The sequence below is a fragment of the Micromonospora sp. NPDC049089 genome, from assembly GCF_040648775.1.
In the GTDB taxonomy this organism is placed as follows: Bacteria; Actinomycetota; Actinomycetes; order Mycobacteriales; family Micromonosporaceae; genus Micromonospora.
The window spans coordinates 1-23,408 of the sequence record NZ_JBEZEH010000108.1; the positions used below are offsets into that span (position 1 = coordinate 1).

Here is a 23,408-nt window from a genome sequence, read left to right on the forward strand (position 1 = left end):
GGCCGTCACCGGTAAGCCACCGGCGAGGCCCCGCACCGCCGACGCCGACTGCCGATCGCCATCGAGTTGCCGCTCGCGCCGCGTCTCGGCGACCGCCAGCGTGGCCACTCCCGCCTTCGGCCAGGTCGCGTGCTTCGGCCCCGCCCACCTGCCGCCGTCGTCCGGAAGCGGGGTCCGGTCCACCGGCACCCGGCGGACGGTCTCCGCCTTGGTGGCCTTGACGGGGCGGTCCCCGGAAGGCACCTGGGAGGCCTGAGCGGCTTGGGGAACCGTGAGAGTCGACGCCACCAGCACCGCGATGCTGCTCAGGGCGATCAACCGTCGGGGACGGGAAAGGAGTGCGGGAGAATTCGGCATGGCCTCTTCCTGACGGGCGAGGGGTGCAAGGGAGGTCGGCAGGTATGGCGAGGCCCGCGGCGTCCCGCCGCACCCTCACCCCGAGATGGTCAGCCAGCTGCGAGATCAGCGATCCGGTCCGGATCGACTGTGGAGGTCCAGAGCCGGACATCGTCGACGACGCCGCCCAGCCGGGAGAACCGGGTACCGCTCACGTTTCCGTTACATCCGACGAGGGTGGGGCCGCTCGCCATCCAGGGCGAGGAAGGGCCGTCCTGTTCGTCCTGCAGCACGCCGTCGACGTACAGACGGACCTTGCCCTTCGCCAGGTCGTAGACGCCGGCCAGGTGGGTCCACTTGCCGAGCTCCGGGGCCTGCCGCGATTCGGCGATGTGCCAGGTAGGAGTGCCACCGGACGCGGAGGGCATCCCGAAGTGCCAGCGGTCGGGCCCCGGGTTGTATCCGAAGAAGAAGCCGGGAGCGGCGGTGGCGATCTGCGTGACGACCGAGTGATGGCCGGTCGTCTGGTCCAGCACAACCCATGCCGAGACCGTGAACGAGGCGTCCGTGCGAACCGTCGGTCCGGACGTTTCCGCGCAGGAACCCTCGGCCAGTTCGAGCCCGAGCGCTCCGTCCCGACCGAAACCGCGATCGCGGGTCCAGGCGTACGGGCCGGTGATGCTGAGGTCCCGGCCGTTGCCGGACCAGTCGGTCAGGTAGGTGGGCGTGTCGCTGGCCGGGCCGTCCAGGGGCCACATCCCCTCCAGCTTCACCGCCGGGTTACCACCGTGCACGGCGGCCACGTCGGCAGCGGTCAGGGCTCCACGCCATGCCCGCACATCCGAGACCGCGCCGTTGATCCGGTCGACCACCCTGCTGTCGTAGCGCCCGCAGCCGATCGTCAACGGCCCGTTGGCCTGCCAGCCCGCGGCGTTGCGCGTCACGGATTCGGCCAGCGTCCCGTTGACGTACAGACTCAGCCGTTTGCTGGTGGCGTCATACGTGCCTGCCAGATGCGTCCACTTACCGGAACTGCCGGCGGCACTGCCCTTGGCCGTCACCGAACCTGAGGACACACTGCTCGTGTCCTTCATGACCATCGACCAGACCCGCGCGCCGTCGTTGGCCTGTCTGGTGCCCAGCAGAAAGCCGCTGACCTGCTCGTTGTCCTGACCGAGCGCGGTCTGCGTACCTGCCGATACATCGGTCAGTTTGACCCACGTCGCGACGGTGAACGATTCGTCGGTTCGTACCACCGGTCCGGCCGTGCCGAGGCACTGGTTGCCGTTCATCTGCGCCGCCGACTCCACCCGGCCGAATGGGTCGTCCACCCAGGTCAGGTCCGCTGGGACAGTGGCGTCCCGGGCGAAGCCGGTCGAGTCGACACCGTCACCACGCAGCTGCCACCTACCGACCTGACCGGCGGGCAGCTCGGTGGCCGCCCGGGCGATCTGCGCCTCGGAGAGCAGGCCTTGCCAGACTCCGACGTGATCGACCGAACCGGTCATGTGGTGCCACGACGTGGACGCGCCGCCGGCACAACCGAGCAGGAGCCGCGACTTGGCGTTCCACGGCGTGAAGGGGATGGCGTTCTCCGCCGCGAGCGCGCCGCCGACGTAGAGGCGGACGACCTTCGCCACGGGGTCGACGGTGGCGGCGACGTGCTGCCACACGCCAACGGCGGCAGCCGCCCCATCGGCCGTCGCGTACGTGACGGTGGAGCTGTCGGCGTTGGTCAGCGAGACACGCCACCGATCGACGTCGGCGTTGTAGCTGAGGACAAAGGCGGAAGCGATGGAACCGGTCTGAGCGACGATGGCCTTGTTGCCATTCTTCGAGGCCAGGTTCACCCAACCGGCGACGGTGTACTCGGCGTCGGTGCGGACCGCCGGCGACGCCTGCGCGCAGCCCGCGCTGTTGAAGGTCAACGCGGCGTTCGCGCTCCCCTTCCGGTCTGGTCCGTAGCCGACCCCGCTGCCGAGTACCAGGTCACGGCCCTCACCAGAGTCGTCGAGGCCGTCCCCGTCGAGCCGCCAGGCGCCCTGGCTCTGTGCCTCGGTGATGCGGCCGGTGAAGAAGTTGAAGGCGGCCCTCGCGGAGTAGTTGCCGGCGTTGTCCTGCGCCCACACGTACACGACGGTGCGGCCGGCCTCCGGGGTGAACGTGATGGACGTCGTGCCCGTCGAAGCCACGAACGTCTGCTTTGCGTCGACGCCGATGCCGTAGGCGAACTGTTTCATCCCGGACCGCGCGTCGGACGAGGTGAAGCTGAGCGTCACCGGTTGCCCGACGGTCGGGGTCCCCGAGGTGCGCGTGACGATCGGGGTGGTGGGGCCGGTACGGTCCACCCGGAAGTAACACAGGCCGGTCCAGCCGGTGGGGTCGGTTTCGTCCGTCCCGCGTACCCGCCAGTTGTAGTCACCCTCGGCAAGTGTGGGGGTGGCCCAGCCGCGCTCCGCGCCCGACGTGGTCCACGCGGAGAAGTGCTCCGCCGGGCTCGTCGGCCCGTTCAGGTCGAAGACGACCTTCACCGAGCCGTCGCCGTCGCTGGCCTTCCCGTACAGCGTCGGGGTGGCGACGTTGACCCACGGACCCGGTGAGGTCTTGCTGCAGTTGCCGCCCGGAGCCGTTCGAATCGCAACCGGAGATGTCGGCTTGTGCTGATAGCTCGCGACCATCTTCACGTTGCTCGGGTCGAACTTCGCCCAGCGGCCGCCGCTCTCGGTGCCCATCCGCAGACCGAACGTCATCGCCGACAGTCCGTCGTCGGCGTTGTCCTGGATCTTCTCCCTGATCGCCGCCGCGTTGAACGCCACCCAGTTGGCCGACTGGCCGCAACTGCTGCCGTTGGCCTTGACCGACTTCGTCTGCAGGGCGCCGCCGTGCATCCAACGGCCCGCCATCCCGTCCCAACTGTTGGTGTAGCTGGACAGGTTTCCCGTCTGCCAGAGGCCGACCGACTCGCCGGCGCAGTCACCCGAGTGCACGGCGTACGCGTCGACGCTCGGCGTGCCGGTGATTCGCTTGCCGGCGAGAGCCGTGGTGTCGAACTGGAAGTGTGACCGCCAGATGTCGCCGTAGTCGTCCCAGTTGGACCCAACCCGCACGATCTCCCGGGGCCAGGCCGATCCGGAGGTCCACGCCGTGCCGGGGTTCGAGTCGTTCACCGGTGCCCATCGAGACGGCTTCTTGTCGTAGGCAGGGTCGATGAAGATCGGAAAGTGGTCACTGGCCAGCAGTTCCGGAGCTGCGGCCACCGTCATGGTCGTGTCGTCGACTCGTACCGAGACCGGAGTGACAGCAGCGGTCTCGGCCGGGCCGCGGACGCTGGAGCGCGCACCCGGCGAACGCGCATCGCTCGACGAACCGAGCCCCGCCCGCCGAGCCCCTGACGACACGGGCGACGGAGCCGAATCCCAGGCCAGCGCTGGCGGTGCCGCGGCGAGCACTCCGTCGGGACCGGAGATGACGACTCCCCCGCGCCCGGCTGCCACGTCAGCGGAGCCGCCCACGACGTAGCGCGTCTCACGAACCGCCGGGTTCTTCGCCGCGGCTGCGGTCTTCACCACGAGCAGGTGGGAGAACCCCGACTTCTCGGCGCGGACGACCAGATCGACGTCGGGCAGGACGTTGGGGTACGTGATCGTGTCCCGGTCGATGACGCCCGCCGGAAGCGGGCTCGGCCAGCCGAGCGAGAAGGTGGTGCCGGCGCCGGTCATGGTGGCGAACGGGCCCACCCCACCGGTCGAGAACACCACGTCGGCCGTCGACGCGACGGGGCGCACGAGGCCGTCGGCGCCCACCGCCAGCATCGTGTCGATCTGCCGCCAGGACCCGTTTCGCTTGGTCCAACGCGGCTCGGCCCACGCCTCGAAGGTGAAGTCACCGGACGGCTGGGCGAAGACCTTGGTCGTCTCCGTTGCCGCCGCGAGCACCTCGACGGACGTGTCACACGACTCTGCCAAGGCTTGGGCGGCGCGCTCCGACTCGGCTGTCGGCGACACCCTGACCGCACAGGAATCCGGCTGCTCGGCGGCGGCGCGATCAGGCTGCCCGACCACATGAAGGACTGACGCCAACAGTGCGCCGACCACAGTGGACGCACGCCAAACAGAACGAGTCGACGGCACTGCCAAACCCCCGTGAGGCAAAGTGATCAACGAATGTTCGGCACACGCTACAGAGGGTTCGACCCCAACACCATGGGTAAGAATCATCAATATGGTCCATCAATTGGCTTCACCGTGTGGACGTCGGATGCATCGAAAGTCATCCAAGAACGGTGAAAATATGTGCGATGCGATGGATCGAAGGATGGCGAATCGACCGAAATTGAGCGGCGCCCCCACCCACAGGCCGATTCGCATTCCCGGCGCTGTGAGATTCTCGCCGGATGAGTGACGTGATCTTCCGAGTGGCGGTCCGGGCCGACCTGCCCGCCGTCATCGCCCTGCTCGCCGACGACGTGCTGGGCAAGGCCCGCGACTTCACCGAGGTGGACGAGGCGTACGAGCGAGCGTTCGCGGACATCACCGCCGACCCGCGCAACGCGCTGATCGTCGCCGAGCAGGGCGGTGATCTCGTCGGCTGCCTCCAGATCACCTACATCCCCGGCCTCGGCCGGCACGGCGCCGAGCGGTCGCTGATCGAGTCGGTCCGGGTCCGTTCCGACCGGCGTGGTCAGGGCCTGGGCCGACAGTTGATGACCTGGGCCGTCGACCAGGCTCGCGAGCGTGGCTGCGCGCTGGTGCAGCTCACCACCGACAAGACCCGCGAGGACGCGCACCGCTTCTACCTGCGCCTCGGCTTCGTCGCCAGCCACGAGGGCATGAAGCTCGCGCTCTGACCCGGCGTCGCGCCCGCCCGGCCATGGCCAGACGCGGTAGGGGAACTCCCTCGTCAGTACAAACGCTGTGGAGCTGATGTCGTAGACGAGTCACCCCTGGCGATTCGTTTACGACATCAGCTCCACAGCGAGCCGCGCAGGCCACTGCCTGGCAGGGTCAGCCGTCGACCAGGCGGCCGTCGCGCAGGACCAGCACCCGGTCGGCGAGGTCGATCAGGGCCGGGTCGTGCGTGGCCACCAGGGCCGTCATGCCGCGGGCGTGCACCACCGCACGCAGCAGGTCCATGATGGACCGGCCGGTCTCCGAGTCGAGCTGACCGGTGGGCTCGTCGGCGATGAGCAGGTCCGGCTCGTTGGCCAACGCGCGGGCCACCGCGACCCGCTGCTGCTGCCCGCCGGAGAGTTCGTACGGGCGCTGCGCGGCGTGCCCGCCCAGGCCGACCAGCTCCAGCAGCACCGCGACGCGCTCCTCCCGCTCCGCGGCCGGCACCTGGGCCAGCCGCAACGGCACTCCCACGTTCTCGGCGGCGGAGAGGATCGGCACCAGTCCGAAGGTCTGGAACACGAAACCGACGGTCCCCCGGCGCAGCCGCAGCAGCTCTGCCTCCCCGGCGGAGGTCACCTCGTGCCCGGCCACCACGACCTGGCCGCCGTCCGGTCGGTCCAGCCCGCCGATCAGGTTCAGCAACGTGGTTTTGCCGGCCCCGGACCGACCCCGGATGGCGACCAGCTCGCCCCGGTCGGCGCTGAACGACACGTCCCGCACGGCGTGCACGGCGTGCTCGCCCCGACCGAAGGTCCGGCTCACCCCACTGACTCGGACCACCTCGTCGGGGTGCACACCGGGCGCACCGCCGAACCCGGCCGCGCCGGTCACCACCATGTTCTGCCGGCTCATGCCCGTGCCCCCCGCTCGTCCGAGGCCCGGTCGCCGGGCCGTACCTGCACATGGTCCGGTTCCAGGTCGAGCCGGACCCGCTCCTTCAGCGAGAGCGCGTCGACGAACGCCGCCGGCAACTGCATCCGACCGTTGCGGTCCAGCACCGCGTACTCCTCGCTGACCAGCTCGGTGTTGCCGTCCGCGTCGATCCGCGCGGTCCGGCGTACCTCGGAGGCGGTCCGGCCGTCGCGGATCGCGACGGTCCGACGGACCTGCGTGGCCACGGCGTGGTCGTGGGTGACGACCACGATGGTCACGCCCAGTTCCGCGTTGATGGTGCGCAGCGCCGCGAAGACCTCAGCGCCGGTCGCCTCGTCCAGCTCACCGGTCGGCTCGTCGGCGAAGAGCACCTCCGGGTCGTTGGCCACCGCCACCGCCACCGCGACCCGCTGCTGCTCGCCACCGCTGAGCTGCCCGGGGCGCCGGTCGGCGCAGTAGCCCACACCGACCAGGTCGAGCAGTTCCCGGGCCCGCGCCCGGCGGGCCTTGCTGCTGCGCCTGCCGGCCAACTGCATCGGCAGCTCGACGTTCTCCAGCGCGTTGAGGTACGGCAGCAGATTGCGGCCGGTCTGCTGCCAGACGAACCCGACCAGTTGCCGGCGGTAGCTCAGCCGTCGCTTCGCCGAGAGCGAGAGCAGGTCGTAGTCGGCCACCCGGGCGATGCCGGCGGTCGGGGTGTCCAGGCCGGAGAGGATGTTGAGCAGGGTCGACTTGCCCGAACCGGAGGCACCGACGATCGCCACCAGCTCGCCCCGGTCGATGACCAGGTCGAGCCCCTGCAGGGCGACCACCTCCACCCCCTCGGTCTTGAAGATGCGCACCAGGCCGTCGCAGACGATGTGCCCGCGAAGGCGGTCCTGCCCGCCGGCCCGCTCGGCGGCGCGTTGCGCTGCCCGCTGTTGCAGGGCGGCCAGGTCAGGCACCAGTGGAGTTTGGGCGGTAGCGGTCATCTCAGCTCTCCTCTCCGAGCCGAAGCACCTCTCCGAGGCGCAACCGGCGGTTGTTCAGGGCCTCGACGGCGACCGCGAAGCCGAGGGCGACCGCCCCGAGCGCGAGCACCGCGGCGACCAGTCTGGGCTCGAAAGCCACCCGGACCGGCACACCACTGGTGAACGCGGACAGGCCGAGCACCGGGTTGAGCAGCAGGGGCAGTACCGCACCGACCAACGCGCCGGTCAGCACCGACACCGCGACCAGCGGGGTCAACTCGACAAGCAGCAGCCCTCGCCACTGCCGGCGGGACAGGCCGAGGGTACGAAGTCGGGACAGCACCTGACCTCGGGCGCGCGCTCCGGCCAGCACTGTGAACGCGATGGCCAACAGCCCGAGCACGGTGCCGCCGACGGCCCCGGCCACGAAACCGAAGGCCAGCACCCCGTTCGCGCCGCCCTCGCCAAGGTCCCGGCGTACGTCAGCCCGGGTGTCGACGGTGACCCCGATCAGCCGTTCCCGACCGGTGACCGTGCCGTCCCGCTGGTAGCGCTCCTGCCCCTGGTCGCCGGCGACGCGCAGCGCCTCGGCGTCCAGCGAGTTCCCGGCGATCAGCAGGCTGGTCGGCACGGGTGTGGTGTTCCGCGTCGGCAGGGCCTGCCAGGGCAGGATCACGAACCGGCTGGCGTTCGCCGCCAGCATCGGGAAACCGTCGGCGGTGCCGGCCACCCGGAACCCGTACCTCTGGCCCTGCACCGAGATGAAGGCCGAGTCGGCCAGCCCGGCCTTGGCCAGGTCGGCGGCGACCGCCGGTGAGACGATCGCCGGCAGCGGTCCCGGGCCGGGCGCGGCGGTGCGCAGCGCGGCCGGAACCGACACGTCCACCTGCGATTCGCGGGCCACCTTGTCCAACCCCGAGCCGTCGACCAGCAGCACGTCCGTCTGCTCGATGAAGGCGTCGGTGCCGGCCTCGTCGGACGCGAACCGCTCGTCGTCCTCGTACAGCACCCGGGTGACGGCCCGGACCCCCGGCAGGCGGCCCAGCTCGTCGATGGTGTCGGGTGCGAAGCGCTCCCCGCGGATCACCGCGTCGGCGGGCACGATCTGCGCGGCGGCCCGTTCCCGGCTGGCGTCGACGCCGGCGGCGACGACCGCGCAGAACGCCGCGGTGCCGATGGCCAACACCACCACGACCAGCGGGGCGGCGACCGCCGAGCGTCCGGCGCGGGCCGTTCCGAGGAAGGCCACGCTGCCCCGGGTCCGCGCGGCAAGCCGGCTGACCAGCAACAACGGCCAGGGGTACGCGCGCAGCGCCAGCACCGCCGCCGCGATCGCCAGGAGCACCGGCACCGACACCAGGAGCGGGTCCACCTCTCCGAGGGTCAGGCCACGCCGACGCAGCAGCACCGCCGCGAGCCCGGCCAGGAGCAGCAGGGAGACCTCGGCGGTGAGTCGACGGGCCGACGGGCGCACCCGGATCAGGTCCCGACGAGCCGCTGCGCCGGCCGGTACGGCCAGCGTCGCCACCGGCAGCGCGAGTGTCACCAGCACGGTCGCCGCGACAAGGTACGGCGTGGTCGGGTCGGGGTCGCCGGGGAACAGCGTGCCCAGCCACCAGCCCAGCACGGCGGCGATCGGGACCACCAGCACCGATTCGGCGAGGCTACGCCGGGCGCCGGCGGTGGCCCCGCCGCCACGGGCACGCAGCAACGCGAACTCCGAGCGACGCCGTCTGGTGGCGAGACTGGCCGCGAGCACGATGAGCCCCGCCAGGGTGGCCAGGACGCCGGCCGCGATCACCGCGAGCAGTGTCCGGACGGCGTCGATCTGGGCGGCGAACGCGCGCAACGGGACGTCGACGCCCTGGGTCAGGCTGAGCCCCGGCGGCTTGTTGCGCTGCATCACCTGCAGGCCGTCGATCATCTGGTCCAGCTCACGTGCGTCGATCCGGTCGACCCCCAGTCGGTACCGCCAGGTGGACTGGATCGCCCAGCCCTCCGCGGCCCGCTTGTTGAAGGGCGACTGCGCGACGACGCCGACGATGACGAACGGCTGGCCATCACCCTGCGGTTCGATGATCCGCAGTAGTTGTGGGAGCCCGTCCCAGATGCCGTTCGCGCGGTCGACGGGGCGGAACAGCCCGGACACCGTCAACGGGACACCGTCGACGAGTCTGCCCTTTTCGTCGGTTCGGCCGATGCGCAGTTGGCTGCCGGCGCGCAGGTTGAGCTTGCCGGCCACGTCGACGTCGAGCGCCACCTCGATCGGCCGGTCGGGAACGTACGTCTCGCTCGGCCAGGTCCCCTCGACGAGGGTGCTCGCTCCCTGAATGTCGGGCATGGCCCGCAGGCCCATGTCGACCAGCAGGTTGCGGGCCGCCAGGTCCGGCCCGACCACGCGGGCCTGGGCGGTCTCGGCGCTGTACCACCGCTCGGTCACCGCCGAACGCACCGGCGGTGGCATCTCCGCGGCCAGGGCGTCGAACCGCTCGGCGGCGTCGCCCATCGCCGTCCGCCGCGACGTCGCGGGCTCAAGGCTGGTGGTGTACGAGATGTCCCGGCGCGCGGCCGGCTCGCTGGTGAGCTGTGCTCGCAGCCCCTGTTCGGCGAGCCGGTTGACCAGCCGGGGCACTCCGCTGATCAGCAGCGTGACCACCAGGGTCAGCACCGCCAGCAGCAGGAACTGCCCCCCGTACGCCCGGACCCGCCGGACGGCCGCCCCGACGCTCATCGTTCTCCCCCGATTCGCAGCTGAACCGCCGCCACCCGCTGACGGATGCCTGCGGCGATGAACGCGCTGAAGGCGAGCGCCGCCAGCAGCAGACCGACAGCGGTCAGGCCGATCGGCACCCAGGGCAGCACGAACGCCGCCGGGGGTGTCGGCCGACCGGCGGCCGGGGTGAGGATGACCAGTGGGGCCATCGTCGCGCCGACCGCAGTGCCGAGTAACAGCCCGACGCCCACGCCGATGCCGGCGAGGAACGTCTGTTCGGCGAGCAGCGCCCGGGCCATCAGCCGGGGCGTGGCGCCGAGGGTGTGCAGGACCGCGAACTCGCCGAGCCGACGCCGGGCGGTGGCCCACACGTCCACCACCAGGCCGACGAGGGCGAGGAGCACCGCGCCGAGCGCGGCGGCGAGCATGCCGGTACGCGAGCCGCGCCAGTACGGGTCGTCGGCGGCCGCCTCGATGACCGCCTCCCGGTTGAGCACTGTGACGCCCGGGAGCGCGCTGACCGCCTGGGCGGCGGCGTTCGCGTCGGCGGCGCCGACCCACCATTCCGGTACGGGTCGCACCGCGCCGCTGCTCCGGATCATCGCGTCGACCGCAGCCGGCAGGTCCAACAGCACGCCGGCGGCGGTGCTGGTCGTCGGCACGGCGCTCAGCTCGCCGACCAGGTGCACCGGCATCGTCACCCCGGGGAGCGTGAGGTCGACGGTGTCGCCGACGTTCAGGCTCAGGGCTTCACGTACCTGGGGGGTCATCAGCACCGGTGCGGGCTTGCTCTCCCCGCCCGCCACGACGGAGAACCGGGTGGGCGGCTGGTACGCGAACTGCCCGCCGGGAATCACCTCCACGGGGTGGACGGCGGCGAAGCCGGCAGCGGTGGTCCGGACCGGCGTGGACTCCACGCCGGGGGCCGTCAGCATCCAGTCGCCGGTCAGGTCGGCGGGTCGGGTCGTGCCGTCGGCGTCGACCACCGCCAACCCGTCCACCTGGAGCCGGTAGGCGTTGCCGGCCGCCAGTCCGCCGTCGGCTTCGAAGCCGGCCAGCCGCAGCCGCGCCCCGCCCATGTCGGGCAGTCGCGCGGTGAACGGGGTGGCCCGGCCGTCGCCGTCGGCGTTGGCCACCGGCAGCCGCAAAGCGAGCCCGTCGGGGGTGGTCAACAGCAGCGTCACCGCGACCTTCACCGACCGGGCGGCGTCGCTCACCGGGGTACGGATCGTGCCGGCGATCTCACGCGCGCCGGCGGGCAGTTCGACGCCGGCGCGCTCTCCCCGCGCGTCGACCATCTTCCGGTACTGCTCCGCCGCCGATCCGTCGCCGAGGCGGTCGGCGAGCCGGACGACGCCCGGGGCGCTGGCCGGGTCGACACCGATCACTGTCGCCGGCAGGTTCTCCCGCCCGACCCGGATCTCGTCGCGCCACGCCGGCAGTACCCGGTCCACGCTCGGCAGCGCGGCGAGTTCACCGGCCCGGGTCGGTGGGGCGCCCCCGGTCCGTTCGGTCACCCGGAGGTCGGCGCCGACCGTGTGGCCGGCCTGTTCGACCTGGGACCGCTCGCCGGTGCTGATCAGCGACCAGGCCAGAGTGCTGCCGCCGACGGCGAGGGCGAGCAGCAGCACCGGGCCGGCGTGCGGACGCCGGCCGGCCTGCCACATGCCGAACATGGTGGCGGTCCAGGGACGTCGGTCGACGAACCGCTCCGCGAACCGGGTGAGCGGCGGGAGCACCCGCAACGCCAGCACGGCACCGGCCAGCACGCCGAGCGTCGGGGCGGCGACCAGCAGCGGGTCGAGCCCGAGCTGTCCACCCGAGCCGGCCAGCGGGGAGGCGTACCGGCGTAGCTGCACCCAGGCGAGCACGGCGAGCGCCACGAGCACCAGGTCGACGCTGGCGCGTTGGACGCTCGCGGCCCGGTTCGGCCGGGATCGGGCCGCCATGTCAGCGACGTACGTCCCGGCGCCGCGCAGCGTCGGAAGGACCATGGCGACGAGGCAGCCGGCCGCGGTGGCCGCTGCCGCCGCCCAGACCAGTGTGGTGTTGCCGCCGGCGGTGTAGAGGTCACCCGACCCGCCGGGTCGGATGTACCGCAACGCCTCACCGGCGATCAGCGGACCGAGCACGGCGGCCGGGGCGACCACCAGGGTCGCCTCGCGGGCGGCCAGGCCGGCCAACTGCCGACGGGCGGCGCCGCGGGCGCGCAGCAGCGCGGTCTGTGGGCGGCGGTCCTCGTGCAGCAGCGCGGCGACCAGCACCAGCGCGTACCCGGCGAGCACCAGGATGAGCAGCAGCGGGGTGGCCAGCGACGAGCGACCCACCAGGTCGGCGCGGCCGATCCGGTCCAGCAGCTGCGCCATCTTGGTCACCGTCTGCCCGGAGCTGCCCAGTTGGGCGGCCTCGGGCACTGCGGTGACCGCCTCGGTGAGGGCTTTCCGAACGGCGGGCAGGTCGGCGGTGTCGACGGCACCGAGGTCCGGTTGGGCCAGCCAGGACGCCGACACCGAGCCCGGGAAGGTGGCCGCGAAGTCGGCCGGGTCGAGCGTGAACGGCCCGTACGAGGTGCCGGAACCGGCGCTGCCCGCCCCCACGCCGGGGGCCAGCAGCCAGTACGCGTCCGCCGGGTCGCGGGGCCGCCAGGTGCCGGCGAGCACCAACTCCCCGCGTCGTTCCGTGGCCCGGTCGCGCACCGGGACGCGTTCGCCGACGGTCAGGCCGAGGGCGCCGGCGACCCGCTCGGGCAGGCTCACCTGGACGGGGTTCGCTCCGGGGCTGGGCCAGGCTCCGCTGGTCAGCTCCGCGTGACTGGCGAGGTCGGCGAACGTGGCCAGGTTCGCGAAGACCGGTTCGTCGGCCGTACGCGGGATCTGCCCGAGATCGCCGGTCAGTTCCCGGCCGGTGCCGTAACGGGCGGCGGTGACACTGACCGGGACGCCGCCGAGCCCGGTGGCGAACTCGGCTCGGACCGCCTTGTCACGGGTGGCGAACTCGGCCGCGTCCCGCCCACCCGAGCCGCTGACCAGAAGGCCGCGCTCCTCGGCGGGTGAGGCGGCGACCAGTGCCCGCTGCCCGGCGTCCACCGCCCGACGGTTGTAGTCGGACAGCCCAGTGACCAACGCGACGGCGACGAGGGCAGCGATCACCGCCGCGACCAGCAACCCTCGCGCCTCGCGGGCCCGCCTCCACACCAGCTTCATCCGACGCCTCCCCTGGCCCTGGCGGGCCGACGACCATCAAGACAGGCCACCTACCGGGAAAGGTTCGCGCCCGTTACATGATCGTTACTACGGAGAGAGTTGGTCGGGGCGGGACGGTTAGTTGCGGCCTCGACGGTTGCGGATGCCGAAGACCACCGCGCAGAGCACCAGCACGACGCCGATGAGCTGCAGTCCCGGGGAGTCGTCGGCCCCGCCGAGCACCACGACGGTGATGCCGAGCGCTACCGAGAGGACGACGCCGACGACCAGGACGTACCTCATGGGGTTTCTTCCTCGACCCACTCCAGCAGATCACCCGGTTGGCAGTCGAGCACTCGGCACATTGCTTCGAGGGTGCTGAAGCGGACCGCCTTGGCGCGGCCGTTCTTCAGCACCGCCACGTTGGCGGGGGTGAGCCCGACGCGCTCGGCGAACTCTCCGACGCTCATCTTGCGCTTGGCCAACTCCACGTCGATGCGGACGACGATGGGCATCAGATCACCGCTTCCAGGTCGGTCCGCAGGGTGGTGGCCTGCCGCAACAGCGCCCGCATGACCACCATGAGGAGCCCCAGCACGGTGACGCCCACCGTCAGCAGGAACAGCAGCAGTGGCACCCCGGGGTCGTCCGCGTTGAACCCGACCCAGAGGAAGACCGCCACCAGCACCACCCAGGCGGCGGCGATGGCCCAGACGATCGCGTCCACCCACTTGAGGGACGCCTCGGTGAAGATGCGGTCGTTCTTGACCAGGCTGAGCAGCTGCCAGGTCGCGACGATGACCACCTGGACGCAGAGCACCCAGAAGACCGTCACGGCGGTCGCCGGCCACCTGAGGTGGGCGTCCTGCGGCGACTGCTCGGCCATGTACCTGAACTGCCCGGGCAGCGAGAGGGTCTGGAACACCACCAGGACCCCGAACAGCACCACGAGGAAGACTCGGAGAGCGGCAACCGCTCGATGCTCAGTAACCATGCACCGAGTTTCGCTCGTTACCTATCGAAAGTCAATCGGTTTCCTTGAGGCCCGCGCCGACTGACGGCAGCGTCGGCCCGGCGGCCGGCCTGGCCTTCTGGGGGTAGAAGGTCTCGTGCCGGGCCAGCATGGCGACGAACTCGCCGATCTTGCGTTCGCGGGTCTCGATGCGCTTGACGGCATTGAGCCGATGGATGAGAGCGAACCGGTTGGCCTTGGTGAGGACGTCGAGCATCGCCTGGGCGGCGGGCTCGGCGGCGATGGCAGCGAGCAGGTCGGCCGGCACCTCGGCCTCGGACGGCGGGGCGTAGGCGGCGGCCCACCGTCCGTCCGCCTTCGCTGCGTCCACCGCCGCGCGGCCCGACGGTTGCATCCGCCCCTGCTCCTCCAGCCGGGCCACGTTCGCCACGTTGCGTTGGGACCAGGAACTGCGCGCCCGGCGCGGGGTGAACCGGATCCAGGACGACTCCTCGTCGCGTTTCCTGGCCTGCCCGTCGATCCAGCCGAAGCACAGGCCCTCGTCGACCGTCTGCTGCCAGGTCAGCGTCGTGACCGTGCCACCCTTCCTGGTCAGCGCGAGCCAGACGCCGGGCGACGTGGCGTGGTGGGCCGACAACCACACGCGCAGGGCGTCGGCGTCCGCGACGATCAGCTCATCCAGCTCGGCGCTCGTCATGCCGGCAGGCTAAACCCCGGGTCCGACAGCCGGCGGCGCTGTCCGGCTCAGGCGCGCAGGTTCCGCCCCGGGTCGTTGATCTTCCGCCGGAAGGCGAGGTACGCGCTCAGGTTCACGAGGAGCATCACCAGCCCGATCATCGAGGCCAGGAGCCCCGCGTCGAGGCTCGGCAACGCCACGAAGGTCAGGGCGGCGAGCACGATGGCGAAGATGTTGAGGAAGGTGAAAGCCAGAACCAGCTCGTTGAGCAGGCGGGAACGGCGGTCCTGGAGCCGGCCGACCAGTTGCTGGTGCAACGTTCGGACGAAGTCGAGCCGCTCATCCAGCGTGGCGAGGACAAAACGAAACTTCCACTGCTGCTCCAGGGCGTTCCACACCGTGCCACCGGCCGCGTCGAGGTGCGCCTCCACCGACGAATATCCGAGCCGGAACAGGCGGATGCGGTGGTAACCGGTGAGGATGCGCTTGGCCTGCTCTTCGAGAACGCTCATCGAGACGTCGGCACGCCCCGGGTCGATCTGGGACAGCTCCGCCGACAGCACCGCGTCGTAGCGCAGGGCCGCCGCCCAGCAGACGTGATGAACACCGGTCAACCGCGACAACAGCAGGCCCGTACGGGACCCGAAGTCACTGACCACCGCCGTGGTGTGCGAACCGACCCGCAACACGCCGTCCCTCGCCCCGTCGGGCGTGCAGTCCACGCCGTCCGGGGTCAGCTCCTCGGCGATGGCCCGCCGCCGCGCCGGATCGCAGCCCGGGTCCACCCGGATGGCGAAAGTGGTGTTGGCCCAGAGGACGAACACCTCGTCCGCCCCGACCGGCGCCGGCAGGACGGCTCGCAGCAGCCGGGTCACCGCGGGCACCATCCGCTGCACCGGCGGGGCAACGTCGGCGACCACGTCGTCGGTGACACCGAGGATGCCGTCCGGCAGCTCGTAGGTGACGCACAACAGACCACAGTCGACGTTCCAGAGGCTGATCCGGGCCGAGACCACCTGCCACGCGCCAGCGCTCGTGGTGGGCAGCAGGGAGGCGTCGACCTCCTCGCCGGCCATCCGCAGGACCTCCGAGCCACCACTGATCTCCACGGTGGGCCGGGGCATGCTGCCCAGCAGCTCGTCGAGCAGCCGTTGACCGTAAGGCTGCAGGGCGAGGTCGTCGAGGCCGTCGGTGACGTGCCATCCCGCCGGCACGTCGCGCCGGGACCCGGTTTCGGCGGACATCTGACACGGGAAGTAGGCGATCACGCGTATCGACGTGACGTCCTTGAGCATCAGCGACCCTCCCCCGACGAGCCTCTGCAGAATATCGACAACGTCAACTGTCTCGGCCGGCGCGGATCGGCCTACGTCCGTCGGTGGTAGTGGTTGCGGCGCGGGAGTTGGTCGGGGTCGAGCCAGGCCGGCGGGATGAACTCCGGGTGGCGGTCGTCACCCAGCCGAACCACCCAGTCGGCCTGGTGGATGTGCCGGTGATGGTGGCCGCAGAGCAGCACCGCGTTGTCGAGGCTGGTCGGGCCACCGTCGGCCCAGTGCCGGATGTGGTGCGCGGCGCACCAGCGCGCCGGCCGGTCGCAGCCGGGGAAGGCGCAGCCGCCGTCGCGCAACACCAGTGCCCGCCGCAGCGGCCCCGCGATCAGGCGGCGTTGCCGGCCCACGTCGAGGACCTGGCCCGCGCCGCCGAGCACGGCGGGCAGCACGGCCGCGTCGCAGGCGAGCCGGCGCACGGTGTCGGGGGTGAGCTGAAGGCCGATGTCGAGCGTCCCGGCGCCCACCTGAGCAGCCAACGCGTCATAACTGGCGGTAATAACGACCTGGGCGGGGTCGCCGCCGCTGTCAGGTACCTCGCCGGTGCCCAGCGCGAGGCGGCACACGTCGGCGAAGGCGTCGTGGCGGCGCTGACCGGCTCCGCGAGCGTCGTCGGGGCCGGCGGGTGCGCTCAGCGGGTCGATGGCGGCGCGCAGCAGGCCGGCGGTCTCGGCGTCGAGGATGCCACTGAGTCGCAGGCACCCGCCGGTCTGCTCGGAAATCGTGACGTGCCGGTCGCGGGCCGCGCGGGCGGCCTCGGCGGCCAGGGCCGCCGCGGCGGCGGCCTCGGCGAGGTCGGGCGCCACATGGTCGAGAATCCGGGCACCCAACCGGCGCAGCACTGCCGGCTCGAACTGCCCGGCCCACTCCACCAGCACACCGACGGCCTTGTCGGTCACCTCGGCGCCGGCCGCCGCAGACACCGTGGCGGCCGTGTCGGCGATGACCCGGGCCTGCTCGACGGTGACCGCCGCGCTCGCCAGGGCGTCGCGCACGGCGGGCGGGGCCACGTCGAGCGAGGCTGCGAGGCCGACCAGCCGACGCGCTGCGGCGACGTCGAGGCGCAGGCGGTGGCGCAACCACACAGCCGTCGAGGAGGCACCCTGCGCCACTGCTGTGCCCCGACCGTCCAACTCGCGGACCGCCGCCAGCTGCACCGCCGCCAGCCGCTGCTGCAACCGGTGCGTGGCATCGAGCACCGCGATCAGATCGTGATCAGAGAGGGCCCAGGCCGGGGCGTCGGCGCAGGCCGCCACCGCACCCTCCGCCCGCGCCAACTCATCGATCACAGGCAAACTCTAGAACAGGTGTACGACAAAAACGGCCGCGCGAAGCGCCCTGGGCGACCCAATCAGGCCCGGGTCAACCCTCGGCCAACTCCGGCCGGTGCTCCCGGATCCAGGCCACCACGTCCGACCTCCGCCAGACCTTGCCCATGGCGAGCACGGCGACCGGCTCGGGGAAGTTCCGTTGGTTGGCGATCACGGACGCGCGCTGCCGGGACACATTTCCCAGCATCTCCCGAATCTCCGACACGCCAACAAGGTCCACACATTGACGATGACAGTGGCGCAGTCGCTATACGGCGACAACTACGCAGACTGTTGACAGAGGCAATAGCTGACGCCACGATTGACGTATGACCACGCCGAATAGCCGTCACTGCCCTCACCCACTTGAAGCTCTGCATCCGGTGCACCAGCACCTACCACGCCGGCCGTCGTGGCTCTGTCGGGTGTGCGCCGCCGCCTGGCCGTGTGCGCTTGCCCGGATGTTGCTACGGGTGGAGTACGGCACCGACCAGGTGGCACTGTCGATCTACATGGCGAGCCAGCTCTTCGACGCGACGGCCGACCTCTACCAGCTCAACCCCGAGCCGGGACCCGACCCACGGGAGCTGTTCGACAGGTTCCTGGCGTGGACGGCCAAGTCGTAGCTGCGACAACAGCGGCTGGTCAGCTCTCGTCGGGGGTGCGCTTGGCGCGGCTGGGCTGGACCCGCTTGGGTTCGCCGGGCATCTTCGGGTGGTCCGGCGGGTACGGCAGGTCGCCCTGGCCGGCGGCGGCGTCGCGCTCGGCCCACTCCAGCAGCGGGGTGATGTCCCACGGTGCGTCGTCGATCCCGGCGTGCGGGTCACCTCGCTCGGCCAACCGGGCCGGCACGGTGCGCAGGTCGAAGTCGTCCGGGTCGACGTCGGGTAGCTCGTCCCAGGTGACCGGGGTGGAGACGGTGGCCCGCGCGTTGGCCCGCAGCGAGTACGCGCAGGCGATCGTGCGGTCGCGCGCCATCTGGTTGAAGTCGACGAAGACCCGGGTGCCGCGCTCCTCCTTCCACCAGGCGGTGGTGACCAGGTCGGGGTTGCGGCGTTCCACCTCCCGGGCCAGCGCGATGGTGGCCCGGCGCACCTCGGTGAACGTCCAGCGGGGTTGGATGCGCAGGTAGACGTGCACGCCCCGACCGCCGGAGGTTTTCGGCCAGCCGGTCGCGCCCAGCTCGTCGAGGAGCGCGCGGACCTCGCCGGCGGCCCGCGCGGCGTCGGCGAAGTCGGTGCCGGGCTGCGGGTCCAGGTCGATGCGCAGCTCGTCGGGGCGGTCGACGTCGGCGGCTCGCACGGGCCACGGGTGGAAAACGATGGTGCCCATCTGCGCCGCCCAGGCCACGTGCGCCAGGTCGGCCGGGCAGAGCTCCGCGGCGCTCCGACCGCTCGGGAAGGTGATCTGGGCGGTCGTCACCCAGGGCGGCACCCCCCGGGTGGGCACCCGCTTCTGAAAGAAGGCCTCGCCCTCGACGCCCTCGGGGAAACGTTGCAGGGTGGTCGGGCGGTCCCGCAGGGCGCGCATGATCCCGTCGCCGACCGCGAGGTAGTAGTGGAAGACGTCCGCCTTGGTGAACCCCCGCTGCGGGAAGATCACCCGATCCGGACTGCTCAACCGGACGGTGTGCCCGGCTACTTCGACCTCGGCGGCCGCAGCCTTGGTGCCACCCATCCCGCGACCTTATGCCACGCCCCCGACGTTCGACGTACCGTTGACGGGTGAGTCTTGACGACAACGAGCTGCCCCGTACCGACGAAGAGTGGCGGGTCCGACTGACCCCCGAGGAGTTCCACGTTCTCCGGGAGGCCGGCACCGAACGCCCGTGGACGGGCGAGTACGTGGACACGAAGACCCAGGGGGTCTACCACTGCCGCGCCTGCGGGCTGGAGCTGTTCTCCAGCGACACGAAGTTCGACTCGCACTGCGGCTGGCCGAGCTTCGACGACGCCATCCCGGGCCGGGTCAAGGAGATCGAGGACCGCAGCCTCGGCATGGCCCGTACGGAGATCCGCTGCGCCCGCTGCGACAGTCACCTCGGGCACGTCTTCCACGGCGAGGGCTTCACCCCGAAGGACACCCGGCACTGCGTCAACTCGGTCTCCATCAAGCTGGAACCCCGCTGAGCGAGGAGCCGCTCAGGGCGTCACCCTGAGCAGTTCGACCTCGGCGGTCCGGGACTGCTCGATCCGGCGGGCCAGGTCGCGGACCTGCTCGTTGCGGCCGACACCGACCTGGGATCTGGCCAGGTCGGCAGCCGATCGCTGGTGGTCGGCGAGCACCTCGCGCAGCACGCGGTCGACGTCCGCGTCCGGCGCGGTCCGCAGCCGGTCGAGCGCGGCGTCGTCGCCGTGCCCGTCGTGGTGGTGTGCGGCCGCGCTGGCGCCCGGCCCGGCCGTGGGCAGCCAGCCGCGCATGGCGGCCAGCTCGTCGGCCTCGGTCGCCTCGACGGCGGCGGCCAGGGTGCGCAGCGCGTCGTCGCGTACCCGGTCCCGGGCCAGCCGGACGATCTGCAGGGTGCGTTCGCTGTGTCCGACCATGGTGCTCAGGAACACCACGTCGATCCCGCTCATCGAGTCCGCCCCGATCGGGGGCCCGGCACCCGCGGACCCGGCCGCCGCCGAGCCGGCCGGGGACGTGGGTGTCGGCTGCGGCAGGGTCGACGGGCTCGACGTGGGCGGTCCGGCGCAGGCTCCGATGAGCAGCAGGGCCGCGACGAGGAAGACCAGCGGGGTACGGCGGGGCATGCCGGTTGCCTCCGTTCGCGCGAGAGTGGCGACACGGGTGCGACCAGGGGCCGCACCCGTGCGGTCAGACCTGGAGCCAGAGCGCCGGTACGTTCGGCGGCTCCCAGCCCGGGATCGCGGTGTGCGCCTGCCGGCAGCGGTACGTGGCTCCGCCGTAGGTGACCTGGTCGCCGACCTGGTACGCCCGGCCTGTCGCCCACGTGCCGCCCTGGGTGGGCGGAGTGGTCGGGGTGGGGGTCGGGGTGGGCCGTGGGGTGGCGGTCGGGGTCGGTGTCGGGGTCGGGGTCGGGGTCGGGTTCGATCCGCCGCCACCGATCTGCACGTCGATGCAGGAGTAGAAGGCGTTCGCCGTGTCGGAGATGTTCCACACCGCGAGGATCTTCTGGCGGCCGGAGAAGCCGCCGAGGTTGACGTTGTGCGACACCGTGGCGCCCGGCTGCTGGTTGTTGCCGTTGACCACGCCGACGCGGGTGTTGCCGATCCAGTACTCCCAGTTGCTGGTGGCGTGCCGGGCGGTGTTCACCCAGGTGAAGGTCAGCGAGGTGCCCACCGAGGTGGCCGGCCAGCCCCGGCTGTCGTCGTTGAGGACGGCGAACTGGGAGATTCCGGCGTTGCAGCTGCGCAGGCCCTTGGGCCCTTCGACGCTCTGCGGCTCGTACCTGATCTGCCCGCAGTCGGGCACCCGGCCCTGCGCGCAGAGCGCCTGCCGGCTCGGTGGGGCGGAGACGTAGCCGTGCGCCTGCGCGGGGGCGGCGACGGTGAGGGTGGCGGCGACAGCGCCCGCCGCCACCAGCGGGACGGTAATTCTTCGACGCATCGGGGCAGCTCCTTCTCCAGGTGCGGTGAGGTGCCCCTCAAAGTAATTTAAACATTGTTAACAGTAAAGACTCTCATCGATAAATCCATCGATGACGGCAGTTTTCTTCTCAGAGCCGGAGCAGGCTGCCCCCGCCGTCGACCCCGTCGGCCGACTCGTCGTCCAACCAGACGCCACCGGTGCCGAGGTAGCGGAACCGGTACTCCCCCGGCGGAAGCTTCACCGTCACCGTCCGAGTGCCGTCGCGGCGGGTCACCAACTCGTGTCGACCGGGCTGCCAGCCGTTGAACGAGCCGACGACGCTCACCGGGCCGGGCGGGACATCGCGGGGCAGGCAGAAGGTGACCCGGGTCTGGTTGCCGAAGAGCCTGTTGCGCTTGATCACGGTGATCCTCCGGGGGTTGCGGCGGTTCACCAGGCACAACGGGCAACACGCCGACGCCGACACGCCGCCGCCGCGGTCGGGCGTCGACGTTCCGCCCCTACGTCGGTGCCATCTGGAGGATTCTGTAGGCACTTGTCCATTTAACGGAGGTTTTCGGTGGCAACCTGCGAGGTCTGCGGCAACGACTACTGGATGGCGTTCGAGGTGCACACCGTCAGCGGCGACGTGCACACCTTCGACTCGTTCGAGTGCGCGATCCACCGCATGGCACCGATCTGCGAGCACTGCCAGGTCAAGATCTCCGGGCACGGCGTCGAGGTCAACGGCCGCTTTTTCTGCTGCGCACACTGCGCCCGCGCCGTCGAGGGAGCGGTGGGCGCAGAGGTCCGCGACGCCGTGGGCGCCCGCCCGGCCTGACCGCGCCCGCCCGACCGCCGCCACCCACCTCGCACCGGACCGGGCGGATTCCCGGCGAACCCGTCCGACCTACCATCGGTGGATGCCCCAGCAGACGACCGAACTCCGGACGGCCTCCTTCGCCGACCTGAACGCCCGCACCCTTCACGACCTGCTCAAACTGCGCATCGACGTGTTCGTTGTGGAGCAGAACTGCCCGTACCCGGAGCTGGACGGGCGGGACGTCGAGCCGGGCACCCGGCACGTCTGGCTCACCGACGGCGGCGCGCCGCTGGCGTACCTGCGGATTCTGGCCGACCCGGACGGTGTCGCCCGGATCGGTCGGGTCGTGGTGGCCCCGGCGGCGCGCGGCGGTGGGCACGCCGGCCGGCTGATGACGGCGGCGCTGGAGGTGGTGGGCAACCGGACCTGCGTGCTGGAGGCCCAGTCGCACCTGGTCGCGTTCTACGCCCGGCACGGTTTCGCGGTCAGCGGCCCCGAGTACGTCGAGGACGGCATCCCGCACACCCCGATGCGGCGCGATGCCATTGACGGCTGACTATCGAGCTGGCATGGTGCCGGGTAGAGCCGTCGCGGGAGCCAGCGACAGGCACGGGAGTGGGCAACTCCCGGCGATCCGGGTGTCGACGTCCCACCTCATCCCCCCGGGGGCTCCATGTCCACACTCACCCGATCACGACGCGTGCTCTGGCTGTTCGCCATCGTGGCGGCCACCGCGCTCCTGTTGACGGCCGCACTGACCACCATCCTGACCAAGCCCGCCTCGGCGCACGGTTCGGTGGTCGACCCGGCGTCGCGCAACTACAGCTGTTGGCAACGTTGGGGCGCCGACTTCCAGAACCCTCGGATGGCCACCGAGGACCCGATGTGCTGGCAGGCCTGGCAGTCCGACCCGGCCGCCATGTGGAACTGGAACGGCCTGTTCCGCGAGGGCGTGGGCGGTAACCACCAGGCCGCCGTACCCGACGGCCAACTGTGCAGCGGCGGACGCACCCAGAGCCCCCGCTACAACGCGCTGGACACCGTCGGCGCCTGGAAGACCACATCGGTGTCGAACAACTTCCGGCTCCGCTTCTTCGACCAGGCCAGCCACGGCGCCGACTACATCCGGGTGTACGTGACCAAGCAGGGCTTCAACTCCGCCACCCAACCGCTCGGCTGGGGCAACCTGGAATTGGCCGGCCAGATCGGCAACACCCCGGCCTCCCAGTGGAACCCGGACACCGGTGGTGTCTCGATCCAGATCCCGGTGAGCGCGCCGGGACGCACCGGACGGCACATCGTCTACACCGTCTGGCAGGCCAGCCACCTGGACCAGTCGTACTACCTGTGCAGCGACGTCGACTTCGGCGGCGGGTCGACCACCCCGCCACCCACCACGCCCCCGCCGACGACCCCGCCGCCCACCACTCCCCCGCCAACCACGCCGCCGCCAACCACGCCGCCGCCGAGCACCCCGCCGCCGGCCGGTGCCTGCACGGCGACGTACCAGGTAACCGGCCAGTGGTCCGGTGGCTTCCAGGCCGACGTCAAGGTGACCGCCGGCGGTTCACCGACCCGGGGCTGGTCCGTGAGCTGGAACTACGGCAACGGTCAGCAGGTCACGTCGTCGTGGAACGCGACGGTCAGCACCAACGGCACGCTCGTCACCGCACGTAACGTCAACCACAACGGCACCCTCGCCGCCGGCGCGAGCACCACGTTCGGATTCCTCGGCTCGTGGAACGGCAGCAACCCGGTTCCGCTGGTCTCCTGTACGACGACCAGTTGATCCCCGGCCGGCGCCGCACCCGGGCGGGGGTGCGG

General features: G+C 71.4%; 23 protein-coding genes. 6 read left to right on the plus strand and 17 right to left on the minus strand.

All coding sequences use genetic code 11. The features are described 5' to 3' along the window. Positions 1-357 (minus strand): hypothetical protein (locus tag AB0B48_RS19290; protein ID WP_357203223.1); only part of this gene is annotated, 357 nt, incomplete at its 3' end. Between the two features lie 89 nt (positions 358-446). After that, complete coding sequence (locus tag AB0B48_RS19295) at positions 447-4,271, minus strand: LamG domain-containing protein (RefSeq protein WP_357203226.1); 3,825 nt, start codon at positions 4,269-4,271, stop codon at positions 447-449. A 458-nt stretch (positions 4,272-4,729) separates the two neighbouring features. Between AB0B48_RS19295 and AB0B48_RS19300 the strand changes: the two genes are divergently transcribed. Further along, entirely contained in the window at positions 4,730-5,182 is a 453-nt protein-coding gene (locus tag AB0B48_RS19300; RefSeq protein WP_357203229.1) for a GNAT family N-acetyltransferase, read from the plus strand. A 157-nt stretch (positions 5,183-5,339) separates the two neighbouring features. Here AB0B48_RS19300 and AB0B48_RS19305 read toward each other — a convergent pair whose 3' ends face one another. The 11 genes from AB0B48_RS19305 to AB0B48_RS19355 all read right to left on the minus strand — a co-directional run bounded on the left by AB0B48_RS19305 (position 5,340) and on the right by AB0B48_RS19355 (position 17,441). Next, entirely contained in the window at positions 5,340-6,065 is a 726-nt protein-coding gene (locus AB0B48_RS19305) for an ABC transporter ATP-binding protein (protein WP_357203283.1), read from the minus strand. Positions 6,066-6,076: 11 nt separating this feature from the next. Beyond that, positions 6,077-7,072, minus strand: a complete 996-nt coding sequence (locus AB0B48_RS19310; RefSeq protein WP_357203232.1) for an ABC transporter ATP-binding protein — start codon at positions 7,070-7,072, stop codon at positions 6,077-6,079. Between the two features lies 1 nt (position 7,073). After that, positions 7,074-9,782 carry an FtsX-like permease family protein gene (locus AB0B48_RS19315; RefSeq protein WP_357203235.1) on the minus strand — a complete coding sequence of 903 codons (2,709 nt, stop codon included), beginning with the start codon at positions 9,780-9,782 and terminating at the stop codon, positions 7,074-7,076. After that, entirely contained in the window at positions 9,779-12,967 is a 3,189-nt protein-coding gene (locus AB0B48_RS19320) for an ABC transporter permease (RefSeq protein ID WP_357203238.1), read from the minus strand. Before AB0B48_RS19320 ends, AB0B48_RS19315 begins: the two co-directional genes overlap by 4 nt. Positions 12,968-13,084: 117 nt before the next feature. Next, positions 13,085-13,249 (minus strand): hypothetical protein, encoded by a 165-nt coding sequence (locus AB0B48_RS19325; protein ID WP_357203241.1) that lies wholly within the window; start codon positions 13,247-13,249, stop codon positions 13,085-13,087. Next, positions 13,246-13,461: a helix-turn-helix transcriptional regulator gene (locus AB0B48_RS19330; protein WP_030336216.1), complete on the minus strand. Its 216-nt coding sequence runs from the start codon at positions 13,459-13,461 to the stop codon at positions 13,246-13,248. The genes AB0B48_RS19325 and AB0B48_RS19330 overlap by 4 nt, the downstream gene beginning before the upstream one ends. Next, positions 13,461-13,940 carry a DUF2975 domain-containing protein gene (locus AB0B48_RS19335; RefSeq protein ID WP_357203244.1) on the minus strand — a complete coding sequence of 160 codons (480 nt, stop codon included), beginning with the start codon at positions 13,938-13,940 and terminating at the stop codon, positions 13,461-13,463. The genes AB0B48_RS19330 and AB0B48_RS19335 overlap by 1 nt, the downstream gene beginning before the upstream one ends. A 31-nt stretch (positions 13,941-13,971) precedes the next feature. After that, complete coding sequence (locus AB0B48_RS19340; RefSeq protein ID WP_357203247.1) at positions 13,972-14,616, minus strand: YdeI/OmpD-associated family protein; 645 nt, start codon at positions 14,614-14,616, stop codon at positions 13,972-13,974. A gap of 47 nt (positions 14,617-14,663) precedes the next feature. Continuing rightward, on the minus strand, positions 14,664-15,890 hold the full coding sequence (locus AB0B48_RS19345; protein ID WP_357203251.1) for a hypothetical protein: 1,227 nt from the start codon (positions 15,888-15,890) through the stop codon (positions 14,664-14,666). 71 nt (positions 15,891-15,961) lie between these two features. Beyond that, positions 15,962-17,212, minus strand: coding sequence for a DUF222 domain-containing protein (locus tag AB0B48_RS19350; protein WP_357203255.1), 1,251 nt, complete (start codon positions 17,210-17,212; stop codon positions 15,962-15,964). A 73-nt stretch (positions 17,213-17,285) separates the two neighbouring features. Then, positions 17,286-17,441, minus strand: coding sequence for a hypothetical protein (locus AB0B48_RS19355; RefSeq protein ID WP_357203258.1), 156 nt, complete (start codon positions 17,439-17,441; stop codon positions 17,286-17,288). A gap of 166 nt (positions 17,442-17,607) precedes the next feature. On the opposite strand from AB0B48_RS19355, the gene AB0B48_RS19360 reads away from it, so the two are divergent. Next, entirely contained in the window at positions 17,608-17,859 is a 252-nt protein-coding gene (locus AB0B48_RS19360) for a hypothetical protein (RefSeq protein ID WP_357203286.1), read from the plus strand. Positions 17,860-17,878: 19 nt separating this feature from the next. Here the strand turns inward: AB0B48_RS19360 and ligD are convergent, their stop codons facing one another. Next, entirely contained in the window at positions 17,879-18,910 is a 1,032-nt protein-coding gene (gene ligD / locus AB0B48_RS19365; protein WP_357203261.1) for a non-homologous end-joining DNA ligase, read from the minus strand. A gap of 47 nt (positions 18,911-18,957) precedes the next feature. Here ligD and msrB point away from each other — a divergent pair, with 47 nt between their 5' ends. Continuing rightward, a complete protein-coding gene (gene msrB / locus AB0B48_RS19370) occupies positions 18,958-19,362 on the plus strand; it encodes a peptide-methionine (R)-S-oxide reductase MsrB (RefSeq protein ID WP_030336225.1) in 405 nt (134 codons plus the stop codon). Between the two features lie 12 nt (positions 19,363-19,374). Here msrB and AB0B48_RS19375 read toward each other — a convergent pair whose 3' ends face one another. The 3 genes from AB0B48_RS19375 to AB0B48_RS19385 all read right to left on the minus strand — a co-directional run bounded on the left by AB0B48_RS19375 (position 19,375) and on the right by AB0B48_RS19385 (position 21,185). Further along, positions 19,375-19,983 (minus strand): DUF305 domain-containing protein, encoded by a 609-nt coding sequence (locus AB0B48_RS19375; RefSeq protein WP_357203265.1) that lies wholly within the window; start codon positions 19,981-19,983, stop codon positions 19,375-19,377. Between the two features lie 64 nt (positions 19,984-20,047). Further along, positions 20,048-20,800, minus strand: a complete 753-nt coding sequence (locus AB0B48_RS19380; protein WP_357203268.1) for a lytic polysaccharide monooxygenase — start codon at positions 20,798-20,800, stop codon at positions 20,048-20,050. Positions 20,801-20,909: 109 nt separating this feature from the next. Then, complete coding sequence (locus AB0B48_RS19385) at positions 20,910-21,185, minus strand: isoamylase early set domain-containing protein (RefSeq protein ID WP_357203271.1); 276 nt, start codon at positions 21,183-21,185, stop codon at positions 20,910-20,912. A gap of 156 nt (positions 21,186-21,341) precedes the next feature. Between AB0B48_RS19385 and AB0B48_RS19390 the strand changes: the two genes are divergently transcribed. From AB0B48_RS19390 to AB0B48_RS19400, 3 genes are all read left to right on the plus strand, one after another. Then, on the plus strand, positions 21,342-21,602 hold the full coding sequence (locus tag AB0B48_RS19390; RefSeq protein WP_357203274.1) for a Prokaryotic metallothionein: 261 nt from the start codon (positions 21,342-21,344) through the stop codon (positions 21,600-21,602). A gap of 82 nt (positions 21,603-21,684) precedes the next feature. Beyond that, positions 21,685-22,140 (plus strand): GNAT family N-acetyltransferase, encoded by a 456-nt coding sequence (locus tag AB0B48_RS19395; RefSeq protein WP_357203277.1) that lies wholly within the window; start codon positions 21,685-21,687, stop codon positions 22,138-22,140. Between the two features lie 117 nt (positions 22,141-22,257). Continuing rightward, positions 22,258-23,373, plus strand: coding sequence for a lytic polysaccharide monooxygenase (locus AB0B48_RS19400; RefSeq protein ID WP_357203280.1), 1,116 nt, complete (start codon positions 22,258-22,260; stop codon positions 23,371-23,373). Positions 23,374-23,408 lie beyond the last annotated feature (35 nt).

Bases quoted from the DNA above. Each gene is read 5' to 3' on its own strand.
- AB0B48_RS19300 (WP_357203229.1), top strand. From the start codon at position 4,730: ATGAGTGACGTGATCTTCCGAGTGGCGGTCCGGGCCGACCTGCCCGCC.
- AB0B48_RS19305 (WP_357203283.1), bottom strand. From the start codon at position 6,065: ATGGTGGTGACCGGCGCGGCCGGGTTCGGCGGTGCGCCCGGTGTGCAC.
- AB0B48_RS19310 (WP_357203232.1), bottom strand. From the start codon at position 7,072: ATGACCGCTACCGCCCAAACTCCACTGGTGCCTGACCTGGCCGCCCTG.
- AB0B48_RS19315 (WP_357203235.1), bottom strand. From the start codon at position 9,782: ATGAGCGTCGGGGCGGCCGTCCGGCGGGTCCGGGCGTACGGGGGGCAG.
- AB0B48_RS19320 (WP_357203238.1), bottom strand. From the start codon at position 12,967: ATGAAGCTGGTGTGGAGGCGGGCCCGCGAGGCGCGAGGGTTGCTGGTC.
- AB0B48_RS19325 (WP_357203241.1), bottom strand. From the start codon at position 13,249: ATGAGGTACGTCCTGGTCGTCGGCGTCGTCCTCTCGGTAGCGCTCGGC.
- AB0B48_RS19330 (WP_030336216.1), bottom strand. From the start codon at position 13,461: ATGCCCATCGTCGTCCGCATCGACGTGGAGTTGGCCAAGCGCAAGATG.
- AB0B48_RS19335 (WP_357203244.1), bottom strand. From the start codon at position 13,940: ATGGTTACTGAGCATCGAGCGGTTGCCGCTCTCCGAGTCTTCCTCGTG.
- AB0B48_RS19340 (WP_357203247.1), bottom strand. From the start codon at position 14,616: ATGACGAGCGCCGAGCTGGATGAGCTGATCGTCGCGGACGCCGACGCC.
- AB0B48_RS19345 (WP_357203251.1), bottom strand. From the start codon at position 15,890: ATGCTCAAGGACGTCACGTCGATACGCGTGATCGCCTACTTCCCGTGT.
- AB0B48_RS19355 (WP_357203258.1), bottom strand. From the start codon at position 17,441: ATGCTGGGAAATGTGTCCCGGCAGCGCGCGTCCGTGATCGCCAACCAA.
- ligD (WP_357203261.1), bottom strand. From the start codon at position 18,910: ATGGGTGGCACCAAGGCTGCGGCCGCCGAGGTCGAAGTAGCCGGGCAC.
- AB0B48_RS19375 (WP_357203265.1), bottom strand. From the start codon at position 19,983: ATGCCCCGCCGTACCCCGCTGGTCTTCCTCGTCGCGGCCCTGCTGCTC.
- AB0B48_RS19380 (WP_357203268.1), bottom strand. From the start codon at position 20,800: ATGCGTCGAAGAATTACCGTCCCGCTGGTGGCGGCGGGCGCTGTCGCC.
- AB0B48_RS19395 (WP_357203277.1), top strand. From the start codon at position 21,685: ATGCCCCAGCAGACGACCGAACTCCGGACGGCCTCCTTCGCCGACCTG.
- AB0B48_RS19400 (WP_357203280.1), top strand. From the start codon at position 22,258: ATGTCCACACTCACCCGATCACGACGCGTGCTCTGGCTGTTCGCCATC.